The 24,962-nt window shown below is 73.1% G+C and carries 24 protein-coding genes; 12 read left to right on the top strand and 12 right to left on the bottom strand.

What is annotated here, in order from left to right; genetic code table 11:
- Positions 1–15: 15 nt before the first annotated feature.
- On the top strand, positions 16–2,238 hold the full coding sequence (gene tap / locus ACWGKT_RS31310) for a telomere-associated protein Tap (protein WP_453276333.1): 2,223 nt from the start codon (positions 16–18) through the stop codon (positions 2,236–2,238).
- 7 nt (positions 2,239–2,245) lie between these two features.
- On the opposite strand, the gene ACWGKT_RS31305 is transcribed toward tap, so the two are convergent.
- Together ACWGKT_RS31305 and ACWGKT_RS31300 are read right to left on the bottom strand one after the other, a co-directional pair.
- Positions 2,246–3,124, bottom strand: coding sequence for a fructosamine kinase family protein (locus ACWGKT_RS31305; RefSeq protein ID WP_453276332.1), 879 nt, complete (start codon positions 3,122–3,124; stop codon positions 2,246–2,248).
- Positions 3,125–3,151: 27 nt separating this feature from the next.
- Positions 3,152–3,619, bottom strand: a complete 468-nt coding sequence (locus ACWGKT_RS31300) for a hypothetical protein (RefSeq protein ID WP_453276331.1) — start codon at positions 3,617–3,619, stop codon at positions 3,152–3,154.
- 245 nt (positions 3,620–3,864) lie between these two features.
- Here ACWGKT_RS31300 and ACWGKT_RS31295 point away from each other — a divergent pair, with 245 nt between their 5' ends.
- Positions 3,865–4,065: a tRNA-dependent cyclodipeptide synthase gene (locus ACWGKT_RS31295; protein WP_453276330.1), complete on the top strand. Its 201-nt coding sequence runs from the start codon at positions 3,865–3,867 to the stop codon at positions 4,063–4,065.
- A gap of 94 nt (positions 4,066–4,159) precedes the next feature.
- On the opposite strand, the gene ACWGKT_RS31290 is transcribed toward ACWGKT_RS31295, so the two are convergent.
- From ACWGKT_RS31290 to ACWGKT_RS31280, 3 genes are all read right to left on the bottom strand, one after another.
- Positions 4,160–5,053: an SCO6745 family protein gene (locus tag ACWGKT_RS31290; protein ID WP_453276329.1), complete on the bottom strand. Its 894-nt coding sequence runs from the start codon at positions 5,051–5,053 to the stop codon at positions 4,160–4,162.
- Positions 5,054–5,156: 103 nt separating this feature from the next.
- Complete coding sequence (locus tag ACWGKT_RS31285) at positions 5,157–6,248, bottom strand: Vgb family protein (protein ID WP_453276328.1); 1,092 nt, start codon at positions 6,246–6,248, stop codon at positions 5,157–5,159.
- Between the two features lie 292 nt (positions 6,249–6,540).
- Positions 6,541–7,011 carry an ATP-binding protein gene (locus ACWGKT_RS31280; protein WP_453276327.1) on the bottom strand — a complete coding sequence of 157 codons (471 nt, stop codon included), beginning with the start codon at positions 7,009–7,011 and terminating at the stop codon, positions 6,541–6,543.
- A gap of 466 nt (positions 7,012–7,477) precedes the next feature.
- Here ACWGKT_RS31280 and ACWGKT_RS31275 point away from each other — a divergent pair, with 466 nt between their 5' ends.
- The 3 genes from ACWGKT_RS31275 to ACWGKT_RS31265 all read left to right on the top strand — a co-directional run bounded on the left by ACWGKT_RS31275 (position 7,478) and on the right by ACWGKT_RS31265 (position 9,482).
- On the top strand, positions 7,478–8,353 hold the full coding sequence (locus ACWGKT_RS31275; RefSeq protein WP_453276326.1) for a helix-turn-helix domain-containing protein: 876 nt from the start codon (positions 7,478–7,480) through the stop codon (positions 8,351–8,353).
- A 25-nt stretch (positions 8,354–8,378) separates the two neighbouring features.
- Entirely contained in the window at positions 8,379–8,591 is a 213-nt protein-coding gene (locus ACWGKT_RS31270; protein WP_453276366.1) for a DUF397 domain-containing protein, read from the top strand.
- 75 nt (positions 8,592–8,666) lie between these two features.
- Complete coding sequence (locus tag ACWGKT_RS31265; protein WP_356141323.1) at positions 8,667–9,482, top strand: SAM-dependent methyltransferase; 816 nt, start codon at positions 8,667–8,669, stop codon at positions 9,480–9,482.
- A gap of 58 nt (positions 9,483–9,540) precedes the next feature.
- On the opposite strand, the gene ACWGKT_RS31260 is transcribed toward ACWGKT_RS31265, so the two are convergent.
- The gene (locus tag ACWGKT_RS31260; RefSeq protein WP_453276365.1) at positions 9,541–10,731 is read right to left on the bottom strand and encodes a PP2C family protein-serine/threonine phosphatase; all 1,191 of its coding nucleotides are present in this window, start codon (positions 10,729–10,731) and stop codon (positions 9,541–9,543) included.
- 109 nt (positions 10,732–10,840) lie between these two features.
- Between ACWGKT_RS31260 and ACWGKT_RS31255 the strand changes: the two genes are divergently transcribed.
- On the top strand, positions 10,841–11,161 hold the full coding sequence (locus ACWGKT_RS31255) for a hypothetical protein (RefSeq protein WP_453276325.1): 321 nt from the start codon (positions 10,841–10,843) through the stop codon (positions 11,159–11,161).
- 95 nt (positions 11,162–11,256) lie between these two features.
- Positions 11,257–12,612, top strand: coding sequence for a hypothetical protein (locus ACWGKT_RS31250; protein WP_453276324.1), 1,356 nt, complete (start codon positions 11,257–11,259; stop codon positions 12,610–12,612).
- Here ACWGKT_RS31250 and ACWGKT_RS31245 read toward each other — a convergent pair whose 3' ends face one another.
- Positions 12,613–14,700, bottom strand: a complete 2,088-nt coding sequence (locus tag ACWGKT_RS31245; RefSeq protein WP_453276323.1) for a SpoIIE family protein phosphatase — start codon at positions 14,698–14,700, stop codon at positions 12,613–12,615.
- Positions 14,701–15,604: 904 nt separating this feature from the next.
- Between ACWGKT_RS31245 and ACWGKT_RS31240 the strand changes: the two genes are divergently transcribed.
- On the top strand, positions 15,605–18,277 hold the full coding sequence (locus ACWGKT_RS31240; protein WP_453276322.1) for a LuxR C-terminal-related transcriptional regulator: 2,673 nt from the start codon (positions 15,605–15,607) through the stop codon (positions 18,275–18,277).
- Positions 18,278–18,414: 137 nt separating this feature from the next.
- On the top strand, positions 18,415–18,612 hold the full coding sequence (locus tag ACWGKT_RS31235; RefSeq protein ID WP_356141313.1) for a hypothetical protein: 198 nt from the start codon (positions 18,415–18,417) through the stop codon (positions 18,610–18,612).
- Between the two features lie 19 nt (positions 18,613–18,631).
- Here the strand turns inward: ACWGKT_RS31235 and ACWGKT_RS31230 are convergent, their stop codons facing one another.
- Positions 18,632–20,041 (bottom strand): DUF2252 domain-containing protein, encoded by a 1,410-nt coding sequence (locus tag ACWGKT_RS31230; RefSeq protein WP_453276321.1) that lies wholly within the window; start codon positions 20,039–20,041, stop codon positions 18,632–18,634.
- A gap of 155 nt (positions 20,042–20,196) precedes the next feature.
- Between ACWGKT_RS31230 and ACWGKT_RS31225 the strand changes: the two genes are divergently transcribed.
- From ACWGKT_RS31225 to ACWGKT_RS31215, 3 genes are all read left to right on the top strand, one after another.
- A complete protein-coding gene (locus ACWGKT_RS31225; RefSeq protein ID WP_453276320.1) occupies positions 20,197–20,856 on the top strand; it encodes an HdeD family acid-resistance protein in 660 nt (219 codons plus the stop codon).
- A gap of 122 nt (positions 20,857–20,978) precedes the next feature.
- On the top strand, positions 20,979–21,395 hold the full coding sequence (locus ACWGKT_RS31220; protein WP_453276319.1) for an SHOCT domain-containing protein: 417 nt from the start codon (positions 20,979–20,981) through the stop codon (positions 21,393–21,395).
- A 57-nt stretch (positions 21,396–21,452) separates the two neighbouring features.
- Entirely contained in the window at positions 21,453–21,887 is a 435-nt protein-coding gene (locus ACWGKT_RS31215; RefSeq protein WP_453276318.1) for a DUF7144 family membrane protein, read from the top strand.
- Between the two features lie 21 nt (positions 21,888–21,908).
- Here ACWGKT_RS31215 and ACWGKT_RS31210 read toward each other — a convergent pair whose 3' ends face one another.
- From ACWGKT_RS31210 to ACWGKT_RS31195, 4 genes are all read right to left on the bottom strand, one after another.
- Complete coding sequence (locus ACWGKT_RS31210) at positions 21,909–22,664, bottom strand: YqjF family protein (protein ID WP_453276317.1); 756 nt, start codon at positions 22,662–22,664, stop codon at positions 21,909–21,911.
- A gap of 32 nt (positions 22,665–22,696) precedes the next feature.
- Positions 22,697–22,912 (bottom strand): tautomerase family protein, encoded by a 216-nt coding sequence (locus ACWGKT_RS31205; RefSeq protein ID WP_235458567.1) that lies wholly within the window; start codon positions 22,910–22,912, stop codon positions 22,697–22,699.
- A 36-nt stretch (positions 22,913–22,948) separates the two neighbouring features.
- A complete protein-coding gene (locus tag ACWGKT_RS31200; RefSeq protein WP_453276316.1) occupies positions 22,949–23,857 on the bottom strand; it encodes an SDR family oxidoreductase in 909 nt (302 codons plus the stop codon).
- Positions 23,858–23,934: 77 nt separating this feature from the next.
- On the bottom strand, positions 23,935–24,792 hold the full coding sequence (locus ACWGKT_RS31195) for an SDR family oxidoreductase (protein ID WP_453276315.1): 858 nt from the start codon (positions 24,790–24,792) through the stop codon (positions 23,935–23,937).
- Between the last annotated feature and the right edge of the window lie 170 nt (positions 24,793–24,962).

The raw sequence follows: 24,962 nt of genomic DNA, 5'->3' as shown, positions 1-24,962 counted from the left end.
AAGACGGATGTGGAAATGACCGACCAGCCCGACGAGCTGTTCGCGGCCGTCGACTCGCTGCTCGCCGCCGTCGACGGCGGCACCGTGCTGCCCGCCCCCGCCGAGCGGGTACGGCTGCGCGAGGCCGCCGGGCTGACCCAGGCCGCCGTGGCCCAGGCCCTCGGCGTACGCGTGCCCAGCATCCAGGCCTGGGAGGCGGGCCGCGCCGAGCCGAAGGGCGAACGGCTGGAGGCCTACCGCAGGCTTCTCGACGGCCTCGCCCATCGCTACCCGGGAGCGCCCGCCGCTTCGGTGGCCCAGGAGCAGGAGCAGGAGCAGGAGCAGGAGCAGGAGCAGGAGCAGGAGCAGGAGCAGGGACAGGGGCAGGGGCAGGAGGGGGAGCAGCGGCCCGCTGCGGAGCAGGTCCCGGGTGCGGGCGGTGGCCGACCCGCTGTGGCACGGAAGAGCGCGCCCAACTCGCCCCGGACCGCGTCCACGTCGTCACGGAGCGCAGCCGGCGCGACCCGCCCCCCGGCCAAGTCACCCCGCGCCGCTGCCGCCTCCGCGCAGGGCGACGCCGTCGACCCCCGCTTCGCCCACGGCCCGCTCGCTGTCGTCGACGCCGTCGACGGAGAGGTCAGCGCCTACTGCGTCGGCGGCCTGGTGCTCGACGTGCCCGCCAAGTCGCTTCCGGCGCTGGTGGAGTGGACGCTGGCGGAGGCGAGGCTGGGTCAGGCCCGTCTGCACCGGTCGGGCAAGGACGCCGACCCGCTCGTCGTGCTGACCGCGGCGGCGTGCGAACGGTACGGGCTGCCCGCCTCGCTCAGCGACGAGGAGCGCCTGGCGGGCCGTATCCCGGACTCCCACAAGGTGGTCCGGCAGTTGAAGAAGGCCGACTGGCAGCTCACCAAGCGCGGCTTCGGCCCCTGGGCGCGGATCTACCGGCCCGCGCAGGGCGCCCAGCGCAACTGCGTCCAGCTCTGCCTGCCGTCCTGGCACGCCCTCGACGCCCGGCACTGGGGCGACGCCGCCGCGCTGCTGCCCGTCGAACTCGCCCGCGTTCTCGGCACGTACGCCACCCGTGTCCTGACCCCGCGCGGCTCCACCGCCGTCACCGGCCTGGAGCTGATGACCGCGCTGCACCCGCCGACCCGCGCCGTCCAGGACGACAACGGCCAGTGGGTGTCAGCCCCGAACCCGGGCGCCCTGACCCGGGCGGTCGACTGCGCCCCGTGCGAGGCGCCCGACGGCCACCCGCTCCTCGCCCACCTGCCGCGCTTCCACCAGCGCACCCCGGACGAGGTACTGCGCGAGGAGGCCTACGACTGGGCCCGGCCGCTGACCGACGAGGAGTGCATGCGGCCGTACCTCGTCGGCATCGACGTCAACATGGCCTTCGCGGCGGCCGCCAACCGCACGGTGGTCGGCCTCGGCGCGCCGGTGCACCGGAACAACCCCGCCTTCGATCCGGCGCTGCCCGGCTCCTGGCTGGTCGACCTGTCCCACGTCCGGCTGGACCCGCGCCTGCCGAGCCCGTTCACCCCGGACGGCGACGCGCCGCTCGGCCCGGCCTGGTACGCGACGCCGACCGTGGCGTACGCGCAGGAACTCGGCTACGAGGTCGCCCCGTTGGAGGCGTACATCCGCCCCGAGCACGGCCCGTACCTGGACGCCTGGTACACCCGCCTGCGGGACGCGTACATCGCCACCATGGCCGACCTCGGGGTCACCACCGGCCTGAGCCCCGCCGACTTCCTGGCCGCGATGAGCGGACACAAGGACCAGGATCCGCAGCTGGCGGTCGTCCTTGCGGCGATCAAGGCCACCGTCAAGGGCGGCATCGGCAAGCTGCGTGAGCGGGCCCGCACCGGCTGGCGTCCGGGGGAGCGCTGGCCGGCGCTGGAGCGGCCGACCTGGCGGCCCGACATCCGCGCCGCCGTCATCTCCAAGGCGCGGGTCAACATGCACCGCAAGATGCACGCCACGGCCCGGGCGACCGGCCAGTACCCGGTGGCGGTCCTCTCCGACTGCGCGGTTTACGCCTCCGACGGCCCGAGCCCCCTCGACTTCCTGCCCTACCGCGACGGCAAGCCGCTGCCCGGCGGCTTCCGGATCGGCGTGAGCCCCGGCATGGTCAAGCACGAGGGCACGCAGAGCGTGCTGTGGGCGGAGGGCCTGCGTGAGGAGCACGGGGACCACCTCAACCTGGCCCGCTACATCAAGTCCGGCCAGATGGGCAGCCCGGACGAGGGGGAGTAGCGGCCGGTCAGGTCGCGAGGGCCCGTCGGGCGAGGGCGAGGGCCTGTTCCGCGTACCCGCGGCCGAAGAGCACCGCGTGCACCAGCAACGGGAACAGCTGGTGCGTGCCGACGCGTTCCTCCCAGCCGTCGGCCAGGGGCGCGGCCGCCCGGTAGCCGTCGAGTACGCGGTCGAGGTGGGGGCAGCCGAAGAGGTGGAGCATCGCCAGGTCGGTCTCCCGGTGTCCGCCGTGCGCGGCCGGGTCGATGAGCCAGACCTGGCCGTCGGCGCCCCACAGCACATTGCCGTTCCACAGGTCGCCGTGCAGCCGGGCGGGCGGTTCGGCGGGGCCCGCCAGCTCCGGCAACCGCTCGCAGACGCGCTCCACGACGGCCGCCTCGCCGGGGCGCACCGTGCCGTTGTCGACCGCGCCGCGCAGATACGGCAGCACGCGGTGCTCGGCGTACCAGCGCGGCCAGTCGGAGCCGGGGACGTCACGCATGGGGGCGAGGCCGATGTACGCCTCCTCGGGGCCGCCGGGCGGCGGGGCGCCGAAGGCCGGCGCCCCGGCGCCGTGCAGGGCGGCGAGTGTGTGGCCGAAACGGATCGCCGTCTCGGCGTCGGCGCGTCCGGTGGGAACGCGCTCGATCACCAACCACCGCTCGTCGTGGCCGTACACCTGAGGTACCCGGACCGCCCCGGCGGCGGCCAGCCAGCGCAGTCCGGCCGCCTCGGCCCGGACGGCGCCGGGGGCGTCGCCGCGTTTGGCGATCACCACCGGCCCGTCGTCGAGCGTCACCTCGGTGAGGCTCCCGGACAACGCCCGGTCGCCCGTGACCGGGCGACCGGTGAGCCGGGACACCGCGGTGCCCGGCTCCTCGCCTGATTCGTCGCCGCGCTTGACCACGGCGACCAGCGTACGGTCAGCGGGGGCTCAGGCGCCCCAGGTGCCCTGGTCCGAGGCGCAGTTCCAGCCGGTGCCCTTCAGCGTGAACTTCACCTTGTAGGTGTGGGTGTTCAGCAGGTGCGTCGGCACCTTCATGCCGAGGCTGGCCTTCTTCTTCAGCGACAGCGTGTACACCGACACGACCTTGGTCGTGTTCTTGGTGATCTTGCCGCCGGTGGGCTTGGCCGTGCCGAAGCGGATGTTCTTCACGTCGGTGACCGTCAAGGTGACCTTCGAGAAGCTCTTGGTCGTGCTCTTGTTCTTGATCCCGAAGTAGAGACCGCCGTTGGTGACCCAGCCGTGCGAGTCGACGTAGAAGCGGCTCGGGTAGACGAGGCTGATCGGACAGTTGGAGCTCGTCGGCGCCGACGTCTGCGCGGACGCGACTGAGGCGAGGCCCAGCTGGGCGGCGGTGACGAGCCCGGCCGTGGCCAGGACCGTCGCGGACGTGCGCATGCGATTCATCGTGGTGTTTCCTCCCCCTGCGGCCCGAACGGGCCATCGGACGTCACAATCTCACCTCCGGCATCCCGAAGGCTTCTGAATTACAGGGCACTTCGACCATTGCTACGACGAATTTCAGCCAAATCCGATCAGTTACGACCTGTGTCGGTCCGGTGCGGCTGGCGTGAGGGCGCCGCGTCGCCACACCCGGGGCACAGGGCCCTGTCGGGACCAGCGCGCGGCGGAGGGTAGCCCCCTTGACCACAGCATCCGTGCTGATGGCCGACGTCTTCGAGGTTCAGCCCTACACGTCCCACTGCGACGTCGTCCTCGGCGAGGGCGCACATGCCGTGATCGGTGTGTCCCCGGGCAACAGCTACTTCTCCGCCCGACGCCTGCACGCCCTCGCCCGCTGGGGACTGGATCACTTCGACAGGGGTCGACTTCCGGGTTCATGAAGCGCATTCCCGAGCGGTTGCCGGTGATCTGGTAGCCGACGCTCCGGGCGTCCCCGTCCCGCACCGGGCGGGGACGCCCGGGTACGACAGCCGGTCAGCGCCCCGCTGTGCGGGCCAGGCCGACCGGATTGCCCGACGGCAGCAGGCCGGACTCCCGGACCGTTCGGGCCAGGGGTTCGAGCAGGTCGGCGAGCCGTTCGGTGGCGTCCGCGCCGAGGGCGGCCCAGGGCTGTTCGGCGGTCTGGTCGGTGCGCGCCTCGACGGCCCGGCGTCCGGCGGTTCCGGTGGGTGTGAGGGCGCCGTCCTTGTCCAGCCAGCCGAGCTCGCGCAGGGCGTCCTCGGCCGCCTGCCACGCCGATTCGTCCCACCGGCGGGTCTCCCGCAGCAGCCGCGCGTCCCCCTCGTCGGCGGCCGCCTTCAGGACCATCGCCTCGACCGGTCCGATGCCGAGGCTCACCAGGACGGCGAAGTGTCCGTCGCCCCGGTGCTCCCGCAGGGTGGTCAGGGCCTGCCAGAGCCGCACATGCGGCCGCTCGGGGCGGTCGAGGGCCTGGTTCGCGGCGGCCAGCACCCGGCCCGCCGTATTGGCGGCCGTCGCCGCCTCCCATGCCAGATCGGCGGCCTCGGCCAGCTCCGGCGAGGCGATGACGTCCGCCCCGAACAGGCGGGTCATCGCGGCGTCCATGGCCTGCTCCCGTGCGACGAGGGCCTCGGCCGGGGTGGCGTACCGCCAGGCGTCGGGCAGGGCCCGAGCCACGCGCGCGGGGTGGAAGACGTAGAAGGAACTGGTGACGACACAGGCGGGCACGGCGCCGAGCGGGGCCGCGCGCAGCGCGAAGTACCCCATCCAGAAGCCGCGCATCCCCAGCCCGTCCGCGGCCTCGCGCGCCTCCGGGGCGAAGTAGATCAGGTCGTGCACCGGCTCGTACCGCTCCCACATGACCCGCGCGGCCTTGTCGCCCACGGCTTCCTCCCGTTCCCTCGGCATCCACTGTCCCGGGCGCGCGATCACGATCGGCGCCCGGGAACAGCGTGCTTCATGACGAGTGTCATAACAAGAGCGGGCGGGGCGTTGATCGTGTCGAGGAGGTTCAGCGGCCGCGCGCCGGGAGGGCGGTGTCGTTGCCCCGGGGTCGGCGGGCCGTGGCGCGTACGTGGCCGACGGCGTTGCCGACGGCTTCGGTGAACCACAGGGCATGGTCCGGGCCCGTCGTGATCTGGAACGGGACCCGGTCGGCGCCGGTCGGCACCGGGAACTCGGTGATCCGGTCGGCGGCCCGTCCGCCGGGCGCCAGGCGGCCGATCCGGCCGGCCTGTTCGGCGAGCCAGATCCGGCCGTCGGGCCCCAGGGCGATCCCGTCCGGACCGCTGTCGGGATGCGGCAGCGGGAAGCGGGTGAGGTGGCCGGAGGCGCTGATGCGGTTCACGGAGTTCGACCCGGACGCGGTGAACCACATGCCACCGGGCCCGGCGACGATGTCCCTCGGGCAGTCGTCGTCCCCGGGCAGCGCGAACTCGGTGATCCGGCCGGACACGGTGATCCGGCCGATCTTCCCGCTGGTCAACTCCGTGAACCACAGGGCGCCGTCCGCCCCGGCGGCGATGGTGTACGGATGGCTGTCGGGCGTGGGAACCGCGAACTCGCCGATGCTCCCTCGGGTGCTGATCCGGCCGATCCTGTTGGCGTTCTGCTCGGTGAACCACAGGGCGTCGTCCGGCCCGCGCGTGATGCCGAGCGGCACGCTGTCGGCCCGGGGCAACGGGAACTCGGTGACGGCACCAAAGGCGGTGATCCGCCCGATGCGGGCCGCGCCCGGCTCGGTGAACCACAGGGCGTCGTCCGGTCCCAGGACGAGATCGAAGGGCGCACCGTCCGAGCTCGGTGTGGCGTGGTCGGTGACGGTCCCGGCAGTCGTGATCCGCCCGATCCGGTTGGTCCCCGACTCGGCGAACCACAGCGCCCCGTCCGGGCCCGTGGTGATCCCGGCGGGGAAGCCGTCGGGGGTCGTGGTGATCGGATACTCCGTCATGTCGGCCACGTCCCTCTGGCCCGTCACGCCCGTCATTTCGGCTCGGGCGGGCGCCGCGACGGTCGCCACGCCGATCAGGGTGCCGAGGACGGCCGTGACCACACGGCGGCGGATTCTTCGGGCTGCTCGGCGGAGCGGGGGCGGGGTGGGCATGGGGAGGAGGCGCCTTCTCTCCCTGTGGCGGGGACCTCTGACGGAGTTTCCGGTTCAGGCTAGGAGCGGGCTGCCGGCCCCGCGAGCCGGCCGGCGCGGACGAGGGACATCGGGGGCGCGCCGGTCGCGGTCGGTTCAGTCCGCCGAGTCGTCTTCCGGGCGTGGGTGGGGGTCGTGGGGTGCGGGCTTGGGGCGGGTCCGGGTCCAGGACGGGTCTGCCCTGCGCACGCCCGGCACCGGGTTCGCGCCGCGCGGCCGGAGGGCGAAGGGCAGGGCGCGCGGTGCGCGCGGGTCAGGGAGCGGAGACGGGTCCATCAGGTAAGAGTCCTTCGGCCGAGTGAGGGATGGGCCGGGTCGGGTGCGGTTCGTCCGCCGGGGCGGTGTCCGGGGCCGTCGTCAGCTCGGCCCAGACGGTCCGCCCGGACCGGCGGGGGGTGAGCGCGACGCCCCAGTCGGCGCTGAGCGCCTCGACGAGGAAGAGCCCGCGGCCGCCCTGGTCGTCGGGGGCCGCCTGCCGGGGCTCCGGGAGCGAGGACCCGCGGTTCTGGTCCTCGACCTCGACGCGGATCCGGTCCGCGGCGATGTGCAGCCGGCACACGATCCGTTCGCTGCCCGAGTGCGCGAGCGCGTTGGTGACGAGCTCGGAGGTCACCATGACAGCGATGTCTTCCGCGTCGCCGGAGATGCCCCGGGCGGCCAGCATCTCGCGCACGCTTGTGCGGGCCGCGGCGACGGAGGCGGGTGCCGCGGGCAGCACCAACACCTGCGTACGGTCCGGTGGTTCGGCCCCGGAGACGAGGCGGTCGGGGCCGTCGGGCCCAGGGAGTCGACCGGCGAACTCGTCTCCGGGTGGTCTGGTGGAGGGTCGGTCCAGCGGCTGAGGGAGGGAGGGCGGAGCCATCGCCGTACGCCTTTCGTCCGGCCTCGCGGTGGGGGGTGCGGGTGCTGTCGCGTCGGCCGGCCCTGCGGGAGGAGTGGACGACTCCCGGCGCCTGACGGCACCCGGGGTGCGGCCCGGTCTCCCCCAACTGGGCCGCGTCGCCTGCTCCTTCGCCGAGCCGCGATCGTAGGACCACTCTCCCATCCGCCAACTCCGGCTCGCAACCGGCAAGTTGAAATGTGCAAGTCGCCAGGGGCATGCTGCTTCCGTCAAGGACTGAACGAATGAGCCTGCTGCGGGCGTTCGCGTGAGACGGTGATCCCGGAGCCCGGTCGGGAGGGGGTACGGCGTGACCGTGGAGACCGACTGGGGTGGCGCCCCCTCCGTCCTGCGCATGATCCTCGGCAAGCAGTTGGAGGAGTTGCGCACCCGCGCCGGTCTGACGTACGAGCGGGCGGGCGCCGCCATCGGGGTCAGCCACTCCACGATCCGCCGGATGGAGGCCGCCAAGGTCGCCCGGCTGCGGCTCGCGGACGTCGAAAAGCTGCTCCAGACCTATGGGGTGACGGACCAGCAGGAGCTCGACACGTTCCTGCAGTCCGTCCGCGAGGCCAACAAGCGCGGCTGGTGGCACACGTACCGCGACGTCATGCCCGACTGGTTCGCCGCCTATCTGAGCCTGGAACAGGCGGCGCTGCAGATCCGTGCCTACGAGAACCAGTTCGTCCACGGGCTGCTGCAGACCGAGGACTACGCCCGCGCCCTGCTGACCGCGGGCAATCCGCACGCCCCGGCCGAGGCCACGGCGCGCCGGGTCGCCCTGCGCATGCGCCGGCAGGAGCTGCTCACGCGCGACGTGCCTCCGCGCGTGTGGGTCGTGATGGACGAGACGGTGCTGCGCTGGCCGATCGGGGGCGCCGAGGTGATGCGCCCGCAGATCGAGCATCTCATCGAGGTCAACCGACTGCCCCATGTCACGGTGCAGATCATGGCGTTCGCCAACGGCCCGCACCCGGCCATGCGGGCGGGCGCGTTCCATCTGTTCCGGTTCCGGGCACCCGAACTGCCCGACATCGTCTACCTCGGCGGCCTGGTCGGCGCCGTCTATCTCGACAAGGGCGACGACGTCGTGGTGTACCGCGAGGCCCTGGACCGGCTGGCCGCCCAGGCGGCCCCCGCCCGCAAGACCGAGGCCCTCCTCGGTGCGATTCGCAAGGAGCTCTGACGTGCACCACCACATACGCAACGGCATGCCGTCCCGGGAACTGGGCGCACACGGCTGGTCCAAGCCGTGGAGCGACGACGTGGGAGGCGCCTGCGTGGAAGTGAAGCGGCTCGCCGACGGGCGCGTGGCCGTGCGCCAGTCGACCGACCCCGACGGGCCCGCGCTGGTCTTCACACCCCGGGAGATGTCGAGCTTCCTGACGGGCGTGAAGGCGGGTGACGCCGACTTCCTCCTCTGACCCTCCTCCTGCCCGACCCGCTTGCTTTCGCTCAGTGTTCACCCCCCACCCCCTACTCGAATGGGAGACACGGCGTTGCCCGACAACGGATGGCCGGCCGACCGCATCGACACCGAGAACGCCCACTCCGCCCGGATCTACGACTACATCCTGGGCGGCAAGGACTACTACCCCGCCGACAAGGAGGCGGGCGACGCCATGTCGCGGGAGTGGCCCGCCCTGCCCGTCCACATGCGCGCCAACCGCGACTGGATGAACCGTGCCGTGGCCTGGCTCGCCGAACAGGCGGGGATGCGCCAGTTCCTGGACATCGGCACCGGCATCCCCACCTCCCCGAACCTGCACGAGATCGCGCAGTCGGCGGCCCCCGAGTCACGGGTGGTGTACGTCGACAACGACCCGATCGTCCTCACCCTCTCCCAGGGCCTGCTGGCCAGCGCGCCCGAGGGCAAGACCTCGTACATCGAGGCCGACTTCCGCGACCCGGCGGCCATTTTGGACGCCCCCGAACTGCGCGACACCCTCGACCTCACCCGGCCGGTGGCGCTCACGGTGATCGCCATCGTCCACTTCATGCTCGACGAGGACGACGCGGTCGGCGTCGTCCGCCGCCTGCTGGAGCCGCTCCCCTCGGGCAGCTACCTGGCGATGTCCATCGGTACCGCCGAGTTCGCGCCGCAGGAGGTGGGCCGCGTCGCCCGCGAGTACGCCGCCCGGAACATGCCGATGCGGCTGCGCACCCTCGACGAGGCGCACGAGTTCTTCGAGGGCCTGGAACTGGTCGAGCCGGGCATCGTCCAGGTCCACAAGTGGCACCCCGACGGCTCCGGCGAACGGAACATCCGCGACGCGGACATCGCCATGTACGGAGCGGTGGCCCGCAAGCCGTGACCGGCCGGTCCGGGGCCGGGGCGCCCCTCGACCCCGGCCCCGGACCCGGCCCCCGACTTCAGTGCTTGTGGCCGCCCAGGACCTTGTGGTGCTGCCGGCGGTGCACGGTGGACGTGCGGTGGAGGGCGATGAGGGCCGCGTCGTCGTCGAGGCGGCCACCCGTGTGGGCCAGGAGGTCGCGCCGGATGTGGTGCATCAGCGCCTCCGGGCTGCTGTCGGTCCAGTGCGCGACACGTTCCGCGAGAGGGTAGAAGCGGCCGCCGGCGTCCCGGGCCTCGATGACGCCGTCGGTGTACAGCAGCAGGGTGTCGCCGGGCTCGAAGGAGAACACGTCCAGCGTGTGGTCGCCGGCCTTCGTGCCCTCGACACCCAAGGGGGGCGAGGGATGCAGACTCGGCACACTGACCGCGCTGCCGGGGCTGAGCAGCAGCGGCGGAGGGTGCCCGCAACTGGTCATCCGGGTGATCGGGTCGCCGCCGGGGATCTCCACGAACAGGGCGGTGGCGAAGCGCTCGCCGACCTCCTCGGGCGGTTCGAAGTCGGCCGCGTACCGGCTGATGCTCTGCTCCAGCGTGGCGGCCAGATCCGGCAGGGTGGTGTGCCGGTGGGCCGACTCGCGGAAGGAGCCCAGCAGCAGCGCGGCCTCACCGATGGCGGGCAGGCCCTTGCCGCGCACGTCGCCGATGAGCACCCGGACCGTGCCGTCGACCAGGGTGGTCGCGGCGTACAGATCGCCGCCGATCTGGGCCTCCTCCTCGGCGGCCATGTACAGGGAGGCGATCCGCAGCGGGCCGATCTGCTCCGGGAGCGGCCACATCAGGACGTGTTGGGCGGCCTCGGCCACCGACCGGACCTGGGCCAACTGCTCGCGGCGCCGCTCGCGGATCGCGCAGTAGATCACGATCAGCACCGAGAGCACGGCGAGCGTGACGAGCTGCACGATGTGGTTCGTAGTGGCGATCCCGCCGTGGAACACACCGATGAAGGCCTGGGCCGCCACCGCGAGCGCCCCCACCATCCCGGTCGCCCAGGGCCCGGCGATCGACGGGGTGAGCGCCGGAGCGATGACCAGCGCGGGTCCCAGATGCACGTTCTCGGGCGTACGGATGTCCACCACCGTGATGATCAGGATGAGCGCGATCGGAAGCAGCAGCAGCGCGTGACTCGATTGCCAGGACTGCCGCAGACGCGCGAGGCTCTGCCGGGCACCCACGAATACAGCGTGCACCACCCCTGGGAGTCCGGCCATCGCGTGCCCGCTGTCCCGGGGGCGAACCTCCACGCCGACCCGGGCGTCGCGCACCGCGCCGGCCTCTGCCCGGGCCGTGCGCCGTTCGCCGTCGGAGCCGCAGCCCGCCATGCTGGACGGCACCCGCGGCTCAAGGGAGTGGACATGGGGACTGTGCTGCATCCCCGACGACCGCGCGGCGGTCGCGGAGATGTGCCGGGTCCTCGGAGCCGGCGGCACCCTGCTCCTGATCGATCACGTCGTCAGCCACCGTGGCACCGTCCGCACGGCCCAGCGCCTCCTCGACCCGCTGACCGTCGCCTGCGCGGGCGACCACCAGCTGCGCCGACCCCTGCACCTGGTGCGCGCGGCCGGCCTCACCGTCGTACGCCGCGAGCGCTACGGACTCGGCATGATCGAACGCCTCGCGGCCGTCAAGGCCGCCGGGTAGGCCGATCGTTCCTCCGTATGGCTCTCACCGGCGTGCGACCGCGCCCGCGTGCTGACGGAATGGGGTGATCAGCCAGGCACCCGGCCGGAGGCACCATGAGTGGTCCGAACAAGTTTGGGTCCCCTCCCGGACAGGACCCCGAGGGCGCCGAATCCGCGAGCGGCACGGCGCGGAGCAAGGGGGCGTCGCAGAGCTCCGCGGCCGGCAGGATCGCACGCGCCGTCGCCTCGGCCGTCCTCATCGTCCTCACCTGCGTCCTCGTCCCCGTCGCCCTGCTGGCGACCTGGGTGCACGACATCGCGCTCGACACCGACCGGTACGTCTCCACGGTCAAGCCCCTCGCCACCGAACCGGCCGTCCAGGACGCGGCTGTCCACCGGATCACCGAGGCCGTGGGAGTCCGGGTCAACGGGGAGCAGGCCGCCTCGGACATCGCCGACTGGCTGGTGACCCAAGGACTGCCGGCGCGCGCCGCCGACGCGCTCAAGGGGCTGGGCCCGCAGCTCGACGCGGCGGTGAACCAGGCCGTGACCAAGGTGGCCACCGATGTGGTGCGGAGCAAGGCCTTCGTCACCGTGTGGACGGACGCCAACCGGGTCGCCCACAACGCCGTCGTGCACGCGCTCACCGGAAAGGGGCGCGGCGCCGTCGAGGTCAGCGAAGGCACCGTGACCCTCGACCTGGGCACCGCGGTCGAGCAGGTCAAGCAGAAGCTGGTCGGCGCGGGCCTCAAGCCCGCGGAGCACATCCCCACGGTCAACAAGCAGATGGTGCTCTTCCAGTCCGACCAGCTGGCCAAGGCCCGCAAGGGCGCCCGGCTGCTGGACATCGTCGGCAACTGGTTCCCGATCCTCGTCGTGCTGCTGGGCGTCGCCGGGGTCACGCTGGCGCGCGGGCGACGGCGGGCCCTGGCGCGCACCGCCCTGGGCGCGGCCTTCGCCTGCCTCGTGGTGGCCATCGCGCTCGTCGTCGCCCGCCACTACTACCTGGACCACCTTTCGCCCGAGGTCCAGTCGAAGGCGGCCGCCGCCGAGGTCTTCGACACGCTGGTGCGCTTCCTGCGCGTCAGCCTGCGCACGGCGATCGTCCTGGGCATCGTCATCGCGCTGGGCACCTACTTCATCGGTCCCGGGCGACTGCCCGTGGCCGTTCGCGGCAGGTCCGAACGCACCGCGGACGCCACGGCCAGATGGGCGGCCGCCCACCAGGTCCGCACCGGCCGGGTCGGGACCTGGGCGCAGACCTACCGCCGGGCCATCACGCTCGTGGCGCTGCTCGTCGTGGCGCTCGTGTTCGCCCTGTGGAACTACCCGACCGTGCTGACGGTCCTGCTCCTGGTGCTCGTCCTGCTCGCCGTCCTCGCCGTGCTCGCCCTGCTGGCCGCGAGCGGCCGACAGGCCGCCGAGGGACGGCCGGCGGCGCCGAGCCGGCCGGGCGACGCTCAAGGCTGATCAACGGCTGCGCGGCGCCGGAAAGGACTGCTCGGTCCAGATCGTCTTGCCCTCCGGCGAGTACCGGGTGCCCCACCCGTGGGCCAGCTGGGCGGTGATGAACAGACCCCGCCCGCCCTCGTCGACCGTCCGGGCATGCCGCAGATGCGGGGCCGCGGCGCCGCCGTCGCGGACCTCGCAGGTCAGCGTGCGGTCATTGATCAGACGGAGCTGGAAGGGCGGGTCGCCGTAGCGGATGGCGTTCGTCACCAGCTCACTGACGATGATCTCGGTGTTGAAGGCCGTCTCGTCGTCGAGGCCCCAGGCCTTGAGCTGTGCGCGGGCCCGGTGCCGGGCCTCGGCCACCGAGCTGGGGTGGGGGGTGAACGGCCAGACGGCGATCCGGTCGCCCGGCAGCGAGCGGACCCGGGAGACGATCACCGCGGCGTCGCCCACCCGCAGATCGGGCGGGATGGCGTACACGAGGGCGTCGCACAGGTCCCGCAGCGAGCGGTCACCGTACGCCGGAACCTGTCGCAGCGGTCCCGGGCACTCCGCGAGGTACGCGGTGAGGAGCGGATCACTGGTGAAGACCAGGACACTCCCGGCGGGCACGTCGAACTCCACGGACGCGAACGGCGCGTCCTCGCCCGTCCCCAGGCGCGGCCCGGACGGCGGGTCGGGGACGCGCAGGGTGCCGTCGGGCAGTACGACGAGCGGGGCCAGCTGGCCCGCGCACGCCATCCCGCACGTACCGGTCAGCGGGTCGTGGATCGCGTACACGCAGTCGGCGGCCAGCGTCTCCCGGTGGAGCGGGTCGCCGGCGGGGAGGTTCGCCCGCTCCGTGGCCAGTTGGGCCGTCGCGTCCTGCAGCCGGGCGAGCAACTCGTCGGGCGGGATGTCGAACGCGGCGAGGGAGCGGATGACCGTGCGCAACTGCCCCATGGTGGTCGCCGCGTTGAGCCCCTGCCCGGACACGCTGCCGACGACCAGCGCGGTACGGGCACCGGACAGGGCGATGGTGTCGTACCAGGCCCCGGGATCCGCGCCGGTGAGGGAGAGGTACGCGGTCTCCAACGGCGCGTGCGATTCGGGGGTACGGGGCAGCAGTTGGCGTTGGACCGTGGCGGCGACGGTGTGTTCCCGCGTGTAGCGCCGGGCGTTGTCGATGCACAGGGCCGTGTGGGAGGCCAGCTCGACCGCCAGTTCCCGGTCGCCGTCGTCGAACGGGGGTGTCTGTTCCGTCCGGTAGAGGCTGACGAGGCCCACGACGGTGTCCCGCAGGGTGAGGGGCGCCGTGAGCAGGGTGTGGGCCCGCGACAGGCGGATGGCCTCCGCGCGCTGCGGATCGACGCGGAACCACGCGGCGTCGGGTCGCAGCGGGACCACTCGCGGACACAGGTCGGCCAACGCCTGGGTGAAGGGGGTGGGGGCCGGCAGCCTGCTGATGTCACCCACCGGGCGCGCCTGAGGCGGATGCCTGTCCCTGCTGCGGAACGCGGTGCGCATGAGCGGCGTGTCCAGGGGCAGCGGAGCGACCGGGGGGTCGTCGCCGCGTAGCACGGCGTCCACCACCTCCACGATCGCGATATCGGCGAACGTCGGCACCAGGGCCGCGACGAGCTCCTCGCCGGTCACCGCCGCGTCCAGCGTGCGCCCCACGGACCGGCGCACCGCTTCGAGGACGTGGGCGCGGGCCCGGCTGTGCTCCCGTTCGGTGACGTCGACGGCGGTGACGGCCACGCCGAGCACCGCGCCCCGCGGGTTGTCCAGGCGCAGCGCGGTGATCTCGAAATGGCGTACCTGCGGCGGGTCGGTGGGCAGGCGCACCCGTACGATGCGCTGCCGCACGGGGATCCCGGTGCGCAGCACGTCACGGAGGGTGGCCTCGATGTCCTCGTCCTCGACGACGTCGTACACCTCGTGGATCGGGTGTCCGACCACCCTGTCCAGCGAGACGGTCCGCATGACGGGGGTGGCGATGTTGACCCGGACGACGCGCAGATCGCTGTCGAGCAGGTGGAGTCCCACCGGTGACTGGGTGAACAGCGCCTCCAACATCGAGGCCGCCCTCTCGTCCTCGCGCAGGCCGGGCTCGCCGTGCGCCACACCAATCACCTCCGACGCTCTCGGCAGGCCGTGCCGTCCTCTCCCACACCGCACCTCCCAGCGTGCCTCCCACGGGAAGCCGCCGCATGCGGGATGGCCGAATCACACCCCGGTCCCGGGGCACCAGGCCCGCCCCGGGACCGATCTGTCGACCGATTTCCGGACCGGCTTCCGGACCGGCTTCCGGACCGGCCTCTCGACCGCCTCCGGACCGGCCCACGAGATCGGCCCCCCCCGACCGGCCCACCGCCTGGCCCGCGGACCGGCGCACGAGATCGGCCTCCCGTCCGGCCTCTCGACTGCCTCCGGACCGGCTTTCGGACCGGCTCACCGGCTGGCCCGCGGACCGGCGCACGAGATCGGCCTCTCGACCGGCCTCTTGACCGGCTTCCGGACCGGTCTCTCGACCGCCTCCGGACCGGCCCCCGGACCGGTCTCCTGGTCGGTCGGCTCCTCGACCCGCCCCCGGACCGGCCCACCGCCCGGCCCAGATCGCCGCACGAGATCGGCCTGCCGACCGGCTTTCTGACCGGTCTCTCGACCGCCTCCGGACCGGCTCACCGCCTGGCCCGCGGACCGGCTCACGAGATCGGCCTGCCGACCGGCCTCTTGGCCGGTCTTCCGAGCGGCCCACCGACCCGCCCCCGGACCGGCCCACCGCCCGGCTCAGACCGGCGGACGAGATCGGTCTGCCGACCGGCCTTCGGACTGGCCTCTCGACCGGCTTTCGGACTGGCCTCTTGACCGGCCCCCGGACCGGTCTGCCGGACCGGTCCCGAGATCGGCCCACGGCCGCGGAAGCCCCCGCCAGCAGGTGCGATCGAGTCGCCGTGCACATGCCCGTGGGGGCTGCCAGACTGAGGGCAACGCCGGCCATGGCCTGAGGGACGAGGGACGAGGGACGGTGGCGGTGAGTTCCGTGGTCAGTGAGTACGGGGAGGGTTGTGGGGCGGTGGGCGCGCGTGCCGACGCCCGTGGGGGCCCTTTCCCCGGTACCCGGTTCGTCCCGCCCGAACGGCCCGCCACGTTCCTGCGCCGCGAGCGCCTACTCGGACGCCTGGACCAGGGGCTCGCCACCCCGCTGACCCTGGTCGACGGACCGGCCGGGTCGGGCAAGACCGTGCTGGTCGCCGACTGGGCGGCGCGCCTCGGGCAGCCGGTCGCCTGGCTCACCGCCGAGTCGGGCGGCCACGCGCCCGGCGTTTTCTGGGCCTACCTGCTGCACGCCCTGCGGGTGGCCGGCACCCGACTGTCGTCCGGCATCGGCTTCCCGGCCCACGCGAGCCGCGTCGACCACGCCCTGCCGGCCCGCCTCGCCGCCGACCTCAGCGGCCGCGACACACCCGCGATCCTGGTCCTCGACGAGTTCGAGCGCGTGACCGACCCGGAGATCGCCGAGCAGCTGGAGTTCGTGCTCCACCACGCCGGCCCGGGCCTGCGGCTGATCCTGGTCACCCGCAGTGAGCCCCTCCTCCCGCTGCACCGCCATCGGGCCGCCGGCACCATCACCGAGATCCGGGGCGCGGAGCTGGCCTTCACCGAAGGGGAGGCGGCCGCCCTGCTGGAGACCCACGGCCTGCGGCTGCCACCGGACACGACGGACGCGCTGGTGCGCCGTACGCAGGGATGGGCCGCCGGACTGTGCCTGTGCGCGCTGGCCGCCCAGCGCAGCGCGGACCCCGAGCTCTGCCTGAAGGAGTGCGACGCGGACCGCAGCCCGGTGGCCGACTTCCTGCTGGCCGAGGTGCTCAAGCGGCAGCCGCCCGAGACCCAGGACCTGCTGCTGCGCGTGAGCGTGGTCGATCGGTTCAGGCCCGGACTCGCGGACGCCCTGACCGGCCGGACCGACGCCGGACCCATCCTGGACCGGCTGCGCCGGGAGAACGCGTTCGTCGAACCCCTCGGGCACGCCTGGTACCGCCTGCACCCCCTGTTCGCCGAGATCCTGCGGGCCCATCTGCGGGTCCGCCACCCGGGGCTGGAGACCGAACTGCACCGCCGGGCCGCCCGCTGGCTCGCCGGCTCCGGCACGCTCGCCGAGGCGCTCGCCCACGGCTCGGCCGCGGGTGACTGGGAGTTCACCTCCGGCGCCCTCGTCGACGACCTGGCGATCGGCGAGTTGTTCACCGGCCTGCGCTCCGACGACCTGGCCGCGCTGTTCTCCCGTATGCCGGCGCGGGCCGACGGACCGGCCGCGAACCTCGTCCTCGCGGCCCGCGAACTGGCCGACCTGGACCTCGACCACGGCCTGGCCCACCTCAGGCGCGCCGAGCACGAGCTGACCACGGACGGCGCCGACCCCGTCCCGGCCCAGCTGAGCTGCGCCTTCCTGCAGGCAGTCGCCGCTCGGCTCACCGGTGCCCCGGCACGGGCCGAGTGGGCGGCCGGCGTCGCCGACGACCTGCGCCGGGCCCTGCCCGCCGAACGCCTGGACCGGCACCCCGAACTCACCGCGCTCCTGCTGACCCACCTCGGCTCGACCCGCCTGTGGGCCGGACGCCTCGACGAGGCCCGGACCGTACTGACCGAGGCGGTGAACAGCCCCGGCGGCGCCGCCACGGCGCTGCCCCGTCAGGAGTCCCTCGGCCTGCTCGCCCTCATCGACTGTCTGGACGGCTGGACGGGCCGGGCGGAGAAGAAGGCGCTCACCGCGCTGAAGGCGGCCGACCGGCACGGGGTGCCGCCGCCCTCGCGCTCCGATCTCGCACGGCTCGTGCTGGCCACCGTGGCAGTCGAACGCGACGAACTGGACGCGGCGCAGGCCCTGATCGGCCAGACGACCGGCCCCCGCGACGGCGCGCAGGACCCGGTACTGGCGGCCTGCCGGGCCCTCGCCGAGTCGCGGCTGTTGCTGGCCCGCGGGCGCTTCCAGGCCGCCGTGGACGCCGCCGAACCGCACGTCGGCACGGTGGTCCCCTCGCCCTGGGCCGAGGACCAGGCGGCCCTGGTCACCTCCGCGGCCCACCTCGCCGAGGGCCGTCCGGACGCGGCCGCGAAGGTACTGGAACCCGCCGCGGAGCGGCACCCCGCCTGCGCCGTGGCGGCCGCGCGGGCCCGGGTCGAGGCCGGGGACGGCGTCAAGGCCCTGGAGCTCCTCGACGGCCTGCCCGCCGGTGGCCGCTGCGGTCCCTCGCTCACCGTGCCGGCCACCCTGGTGCGCGCCCAGGCCGCCGCCCGCGCGGGCGACACCGCCGGCGCCCGACGGCTGGTCGTCCAGGCCCTGCACGACGGCCGGCGCGACCGCCTGCGCCGCCCCTTCCGCGCCGCCGGACCGTGGATCCGCCCGGTCCTCGCCGGCCCCCCGGTCCGGGAGGCGGCCCGCGAGTGGCTCACCGGTGCCACGCCCCGGGCCGCTGCCGCCACCGCGCCGTACGCGCCGGTGGTCGAGGAACTCAGCGCGCGCGAGCGCGACGTCCTGCGCCGTCTGGCCCAGTTGATGTCCACCGAGGAGATCGCCGCGGACCTGTACGTGTCCGTCAACACGGTCAAGACCCACCTCAAGAGCGTCTACCGCAAGCTCTCGGTGAACCGGCGCGGTGACGCGGTACGCCGGGCCCGCGAACTCGGACTGCTGTGACGGACTCCCGCGCGATCGGCCCGGACGACCCCGCCGGTTCACCTGCGCCGGGTGAGGCCGCACGGCCCGCGACGACGGACGATCGCGGGGAGGGCACAGTTCGCCTGCGCACACGCCACCCGCGGAAAGAGCAGCTCATGCGGTACGAGTTCCGCATCGACGGACGCCTGTCGGAGACGCTCGCCGAAGCCTTTCCCGAGCTCGACCATGTGGTCGTGTCCGACCAGACCCTGTTGTTCGGCCCCGTCGTGGACGAGGCGCACCTGTACGGGCTGCTGGCCCGGCTCCAGTCGCTCGGCCTGCACGTCCTGGAGATGCGCCGGCTGCCGGAGTGAGCGCGTCGAACAGCGGCACTCACATCGACCTGGCGGTGACCCGGCCCGCCCGTACGGCCTCGCCCAGCGCCGCGAAGTCCCGCTCGTTCTGGTCGGCGTAGGCCTGGGCGAAGGAGATGAGCGCCCGGTCGAAGCGGTCGCTGCCGCCGAGGTAGGACGCGATGGCCACCGGATCCCCGGAACGCGCGTGCGCCCGGGCCAGGCCGGCCCCGCACAACTGGCCGAACAGGGCCAGCAGATCCGGGTCCATGGTCTCGGGACGCGCGATGCCCTTCCAGTCCCGCAGCTGACGCACGTAGAAGTCCCGGGCCTGTCCGTCGATGCCCGTCTCACGGGTCCAGCCCAGGAAGATGTCGCTGGCGGACTGGATGAGACGCTGACCGGACACCACCCGGCGCCCCTGGTGGTCGTACCCCTCGCCACCCGCGAAGGGGCCCAGCACCGACTCCTGCGCCTCCTTGGCCTGCAGCACCAGCGGATCGTCGACGTCCCGGCCGAGCAGCAGCAGGATCCAGCACCGCGTGCCGACGCTGCCCACGCCCACCACCTTGCGTGCCATGTCCACCAGCCGGTAGTTCCGCAGCAGATGCCGGCGTTCGGACGACAGGCTGCGGGCGTAGTGCTCCAGCATCGCCTGCAGGTCCTTCTCCTCCAGGCCGTAGGACGTGTCGCCCGCCACCGCGCGCATGGGGGTGATCAGGGGTGGGTCCGCGGTGAACCGCCGACCCTCGGCCGTGACCTGGGTCAGCTTGGCGAAGGCCTGCAGTTGTGTGTGGGTACGGGCCTGCGCCGAGGCCTCGGCGATGCGCCGCCTGACCTCCTTGCTCGGCGGCGAGTCGAACAGCGACCGCATCCGGGCCGCGTCGTCCCGCGCGTACCAGACGTCGAGCGTGCGCATGCCGGCCAGCTCGCGCATCCGGCGCCGGTAGGACTGCACGCACTCCTGGACGAGGGCGTCCTGCACCCGCACCGGGAACCCGTTGGCGCGGCCGGCGATGGCGAAGCTGGCCGCCAGCCGTTTCACGTCCCACTCGAAGGGCCCCGGCAGGGTCTCGTCGAAGTCGTTGATGTCGAAGACGAGATGGCGCTCCGGGGAGGCCAGCAGCCGGAAGTTCAGCAGATGGGCGTCCCCGCACAGCTGGACCCTGAGGCCCGTGTCCGGGAGTGCCCCCAGATCCGTCGCCATGACGGCGGCGGCCCCGCGGTAGAAACGGAACGGCGACTCCAGCATGCGGCCGTAGCGGATCGGCACGAGCTCGGGCACGCGCAGCGCGGACTGCCGCTCGATCACGTCGACGGGGTCGGGCCGCCGCTCGTCCGGGGTGAACCCGGCGTGTGTCGTGCGCGGCACCCGCCTGCGGGCCTCCCGGCCGGCTTCCGCCCTCGCGGCGGCCGACAGGGGAGAGGGGAGGGTGCTGAGGGACGTCATGGGCCCACTGCACTCTCGGGACGCCCCGGACGGCTCACCCGTGGCGGGTGATCCAGACCGGGGCGAGGCGGAGGAGGCTGAGCCCCGGAGCGGTCCCTCCACACCGTGGCGTCGGGGGTTCCGCACCGGCCGCACCGATCCGGCGAGGAGGAGCCATGACCGAAACGCCCCGTTCGCGTGTCGGCCCCGACCGGACCCCCGACGACACGGTCTTCGGACCGGAGGGCGAGCCGATGGCGGTGCTGGCCGCCGTCGGCGGCTCCTGGCTCTGGGCACTGGGCTCGGCACTCGTCACCCTGGTCCCCGGCATCCTGGTGCTGGTCTGGCCGGACGAGACCCTGCACGTCCTGGCGGTCATCATCGGCCTGTACCTGCTGCTGAGCGGCGTGTTCCGGTTCGTCTCGGTCTTCGCCCCGGCCTCGCACGGCGAGCGGTTCGCCCGCCTCCTGCTCGCGGCGCTGTTCGTCGTGGCCGGTGTGCTGTGCCTGCGTCACCCGCTGCAGACCATCGCCGCGCTGTCGCTGATCGTCGGCGCGACCTGGCTGGTGTCCGGCATGCTGACCCTCTACACCGCGATCTCCGTCAAGGGCCTTCCGCACCGGGGCGTCCTGTTCGCCGCGGGCGCGCTCGGGATCGCCGCCGGGATCGTGGTGCTCGCCCTGCCGACCCAGTCCGCCGTCGTCCTGACCCGGCTGCTCGGCCTGTGGCTGGTCCTGCTCGGAGTGGCGGAGCTGGTGCTGGCGTTCGCCCTGCGGTCCGCGCTCCGCAAGGAGGCCGAGGCCCGCTCGACGGACCGTCCCGCCACCACGGGGTGAGCCGCCGACGCACGCCCGTGACGATCACCCTTCCCGGGTGAGGCGCCAAAAGACCGTGACACGGACGCTGAGGTGGGCCGGACAGCCACCGGGGTGTCCACCCGCGACCGAGGAGGAGAGCAGTGGCCGTGCACACATACCTCGCCTACGACTATCCCCTGCTGAGCGCCTTCTGGACCATGCTCTGGTTCTTCCTGTGGATCATGTGGTTCATCCTGCTCTTCCGGGTCATCGTGGACATCTTCCGCGACGACTCGATCAGCGGGTGGGCCAAGGCGGGCTGGCTCCTCCTCGTGCTCCTGGTGCCCTTCCTGGGCGTCCTCGTCTACGTCATCGCACGGGGCAGGGGCATGGGAAGCCGCGACGTGGCTCAGGCCCGCGCGCACAAGGCGGAGTTCGACCAGTACATCCGGGAGACCGCCGGCCCGCAGGCCGCGCCCACCAGCGTCGACCAGCTCGCCAAGCTGTCCGAGATCCGCGCCAGGGGCGACATCACGGACGAGGAGTTCCAGCGGGCGAAGGCCAAGGTCCTGGGCTGAGCGCCGGGCACTCCGGCGGGCCGGACGGGGCCGCACGAAAGGAAATGAGGCAGAGCGATGACCGCTACACACCAACCGCCCGAGGGCCAGAAGGTGGCCTGGGCCGAAGGCATGGTGACCTTCGCCGCCGTCATGCTGACCATCGTCGGCGTGCTCGACGTCTTCCGCGGCATCATGGCGATCGCCCGGGACGACGTCTTCGTCACCACCCCCAGCTATGTCTTCAGATTCGACCTGACGGGCTGGGGCTGGACCCATCTCATCCTCGGCGCGATCGCCGTCGTGGTCGGCATCGGCCTGTTCCAGGCACCGATGTGGGCGCGGATCGGCGGCGTGGCCATCGCGAGCCTGATCATCATCGCCAACTTCCTCGACCTGCCGTACTCCCCGGTCTGGTCGATCGTGATGATCGCCTTCTCGGGCTTCGTCATCTGGGCCCTGTGCGCGGTGCGACCCGAGAAGCCGAGCGGTACACCGATGGGCACCAGGTGAGTGCGGACGGGCAAGTGCGTTCTAGCGAACGCGACTTGACGGCTGCGCAAGCAGCGCCGGGGTCCCGAACCGTACGGCGACCCCGGGGGAGTAGAGCACACTCACCGGCGGGCCGGACAGGGCCGGCAGCCCGGCGGCGGTGACCAACCCGTCGTCGAGGGCCAGCAGTTCGGCCCGCCGCAGTGGCCACGGCGCGTGCTCGTTGGGCAGATGAGCGGTACGGCCGTGCCACGCCACGTGCAGACCCCACCGGGCGGTCAGGAACCGTTCCAGCGGGGTCGGCTCGTCGATCGGCCGGCCGATCCGCACCACCGCCCGGCTCGCCCCGCCCCGGGCCCCCTGCCCCCGCCGCCGGCAGCTGTAGGTGATCACGTCGCCCTCGCGCCGCAGGCGCATCGCCGACCACCGGTACGGCAGCCGCACGCCGAACCGGCCCACCAGCACCGGCAGGAGCCGCGCGGCGTCCAGGGACCGGAACACGACGCCGCGCCGCCCGTGCTCGTCCACCGAGTACAGGCGCACGTTCGTCTCGCAGAAGGTGCCCAGATACGGCAGTCCCGGCCCCGGACCCAGGCCGACGCCCCGCATCAGGAACGGGACCAGTCCGACGTACGTGACCCCGTCCAGGGTGTCGGGGCGGGTACCGGGCGGAAACAGACCGGCCACCCGCTCCGGCTCCACCGGCCAGTGCAGGAAGGTGAGTTCGTGCCAGCCCTGGACGAGCGTCGGGCGTCGCACGGGCCGTGGAGTGGTCAGGGTGACCGGCTCGATCTCCATGGCCCAGAGTCTTAGCACGGACGTACGGGTGCTCAGTCGTCGGGGGAGCCCTGGATCATGGCCAGGGTCAGCACGTTGCCGCCGATGCCCCAGCCGCCGTCGGTGACCTCCTCGACGAGGACCAGGGTGGTGGCGCGGGCCCGCTCGCCGTAGATCTCGACGTACAGCTCGGTGGTGCGCTCGACGATCCGCTCCTTCTGCTTCTCGTCGAGACTTCCCGCGGGGACCTTGAAGTTGGCGAACGGCATGGTGGTTCTCCTTCTGAAACGGGTGCGGACAGAGGCTTACAGGGAGCCGGCGGCGGTGAGCAGGTCGTCCAGTCCGGCGCGGCGGAAGAACTCGGCGCGGACGCGGTCGGCGACCGCGGAGACGACCTCGCTGCCGTCGCGGGCGGGGTCGACATGGGTGCGCAGCGGCCGGGTTCCGGCGGGCAGGGCCACCAGCCGTACGACGGCCTCGGCGACCTGTGCGGCGTCGGCGTCCGGCGGGACGAGCGCCGCCAGTCTCCGGTCGAGGCCGGCCAGCAGGGCGCCGTAGCGCTCGTCGTAGGCGGCGGCCCGCTCGGTGTCGGCGGGCGCGCCGGCATGCAGGAAATGATTGGTTCCGGAGGTGAAGGCGCCCGGCACGACGATCGCGGTGTCGATGCCGAACCGCAGCACCTCGGCGGCGTAGCTGACCGCCAGGGCGTCCATCGCGGCCTTCGCGGCGAAGTACGGTCCCAGGAACGGCGGGCAGCCGCCGCGGGTGCTGGAACTGCCGATCCACACCAGCAGGCCCTCGCCCCGCGCCCGCAGCCGGGGCAGCGCGGCGCGGTTGACCCGCTGGGCGCCCAGGACGTTGACGTCGTACAGCTGGGCCAGTTGCTCGGGGGTGAAGGCCTCGGCGGGGCCGGTGACCATGTGCCCCGCGTTGTGGACGACCACGTCCAGCCGGCCTTCGGCCTCCATGATCCGGGCGACGGCGGAGTCGGCGGACTCCTGGTCGGTGACGTCGAGTTCGACGGCGTGCAGGCGCACGGTGTGGTCGCTGGCGTAGCGGCTCAGCTCGGACACCGCGGGTGCGTTGCGGGTGGCCGTCTGCCGGATGCCCGCGTAGACCGTGTGCCCGGCGCGGGCGAGCGCGCGGACGGTCAGTGCGCCGAAGCCGCTGGAGGCGCCGGTCACCAGGATGGTTCTGGGGGTGTCGGATGGCATGGGATCCTCAGCATGTACGGGATGTACTTGATGTACTTGATGTACGGCGGGGGCGGTGCCGGGGAGCACCGTGGCCGTCAGACGATGCCGCCGTTGGCGCGGACGACCTGGCCGTTGACCCAGTGACCGGCCGGTGAGGCGAGGAAGGCCACCACCTCGGCGATGTCGGTGGGCTCGCCGAGGCGCTCCAGCGGCGGCTGGGCGGCCAGCCGGGCGATCGTCGCCTCGTCCTTGCCGTCGAGGAACAGGTCGGTGGCGGTGGGGCCGGGGGCCACGGCGTTGACGGTGACGTCGCGTCCGCGCAGCTCGCGCGCGAGGATCATGGTGAGTGCCTCGACCGCGCCCTTGCTCGCGCTGTAGGCGCCGTACGTGGGCGGGGCCAGCCCCACCACGGACGTGGAGAACGCGACGAACGCTCCGCCCCGCCTGATCCTGCGGGCGGCCTGCTGGGCGACCACGAAGGAGCCGCGGATGTTGGTGCGGTGCATCGCGTCGAGCTGTGCCAGGTCCAGTTCGGCGATCGGGGCCAGATACATGCGGCCGGCCGCGTGCACGACCACGTCGACGCCGCCGAACTCGGACTCGGCCGTGGCGAACAGCGCGGCCACCTGCTCCTCGTCGGCCACGTCCGCCTGAACGGCGACGGCCCGGCCGCCGGCCGCGGTGACCTCCTTGACGGCGGCGTCGGCCAGATGGCGGTTGCCGGCGTACCCGACCACGACGGCGAACCCGTCGGCGGCCAGCCGGCTCACCGTCTCGCGGCCGATGCCGCGCGAGCCGCCGGTGACGATCGCGACCCGGGGCAGGTCGGTGCCGGGGACCGAAGCCGCGGACCGGGTGGCGGACTCCTGAGCCGTGGACTCCTGAGGTGTGGACTCGTGAGGTGTGGACTCGTGAGGTGTGGACTCGTGAGGGGACGATTCCTGGGTGGACATGCGGACTCCTGCGGAAAGTGCCGTGCGGGCGCCACGACGGGTCGGTCGGGGCGGCGGGTGAACGCCTCGGCGTCCTGCCTGCCCCTCCACCCTGGGCCGCGGTTCCCGTGGGAGCCACGGCTGCCTTCACCCTGGGGTTGCCGACCCCTGGTTCGGGCCGCCGGCACGCG

The sequence above is a fragment of the Streptomyces sp. NPDC054794 genome (genome assembly GCF_053611585.1).
The sequence above is the reverse complement of the archived record's forward strand: the minus strand, read 5'-3'. Positions and strand labels throughout refer to the sequence as shown.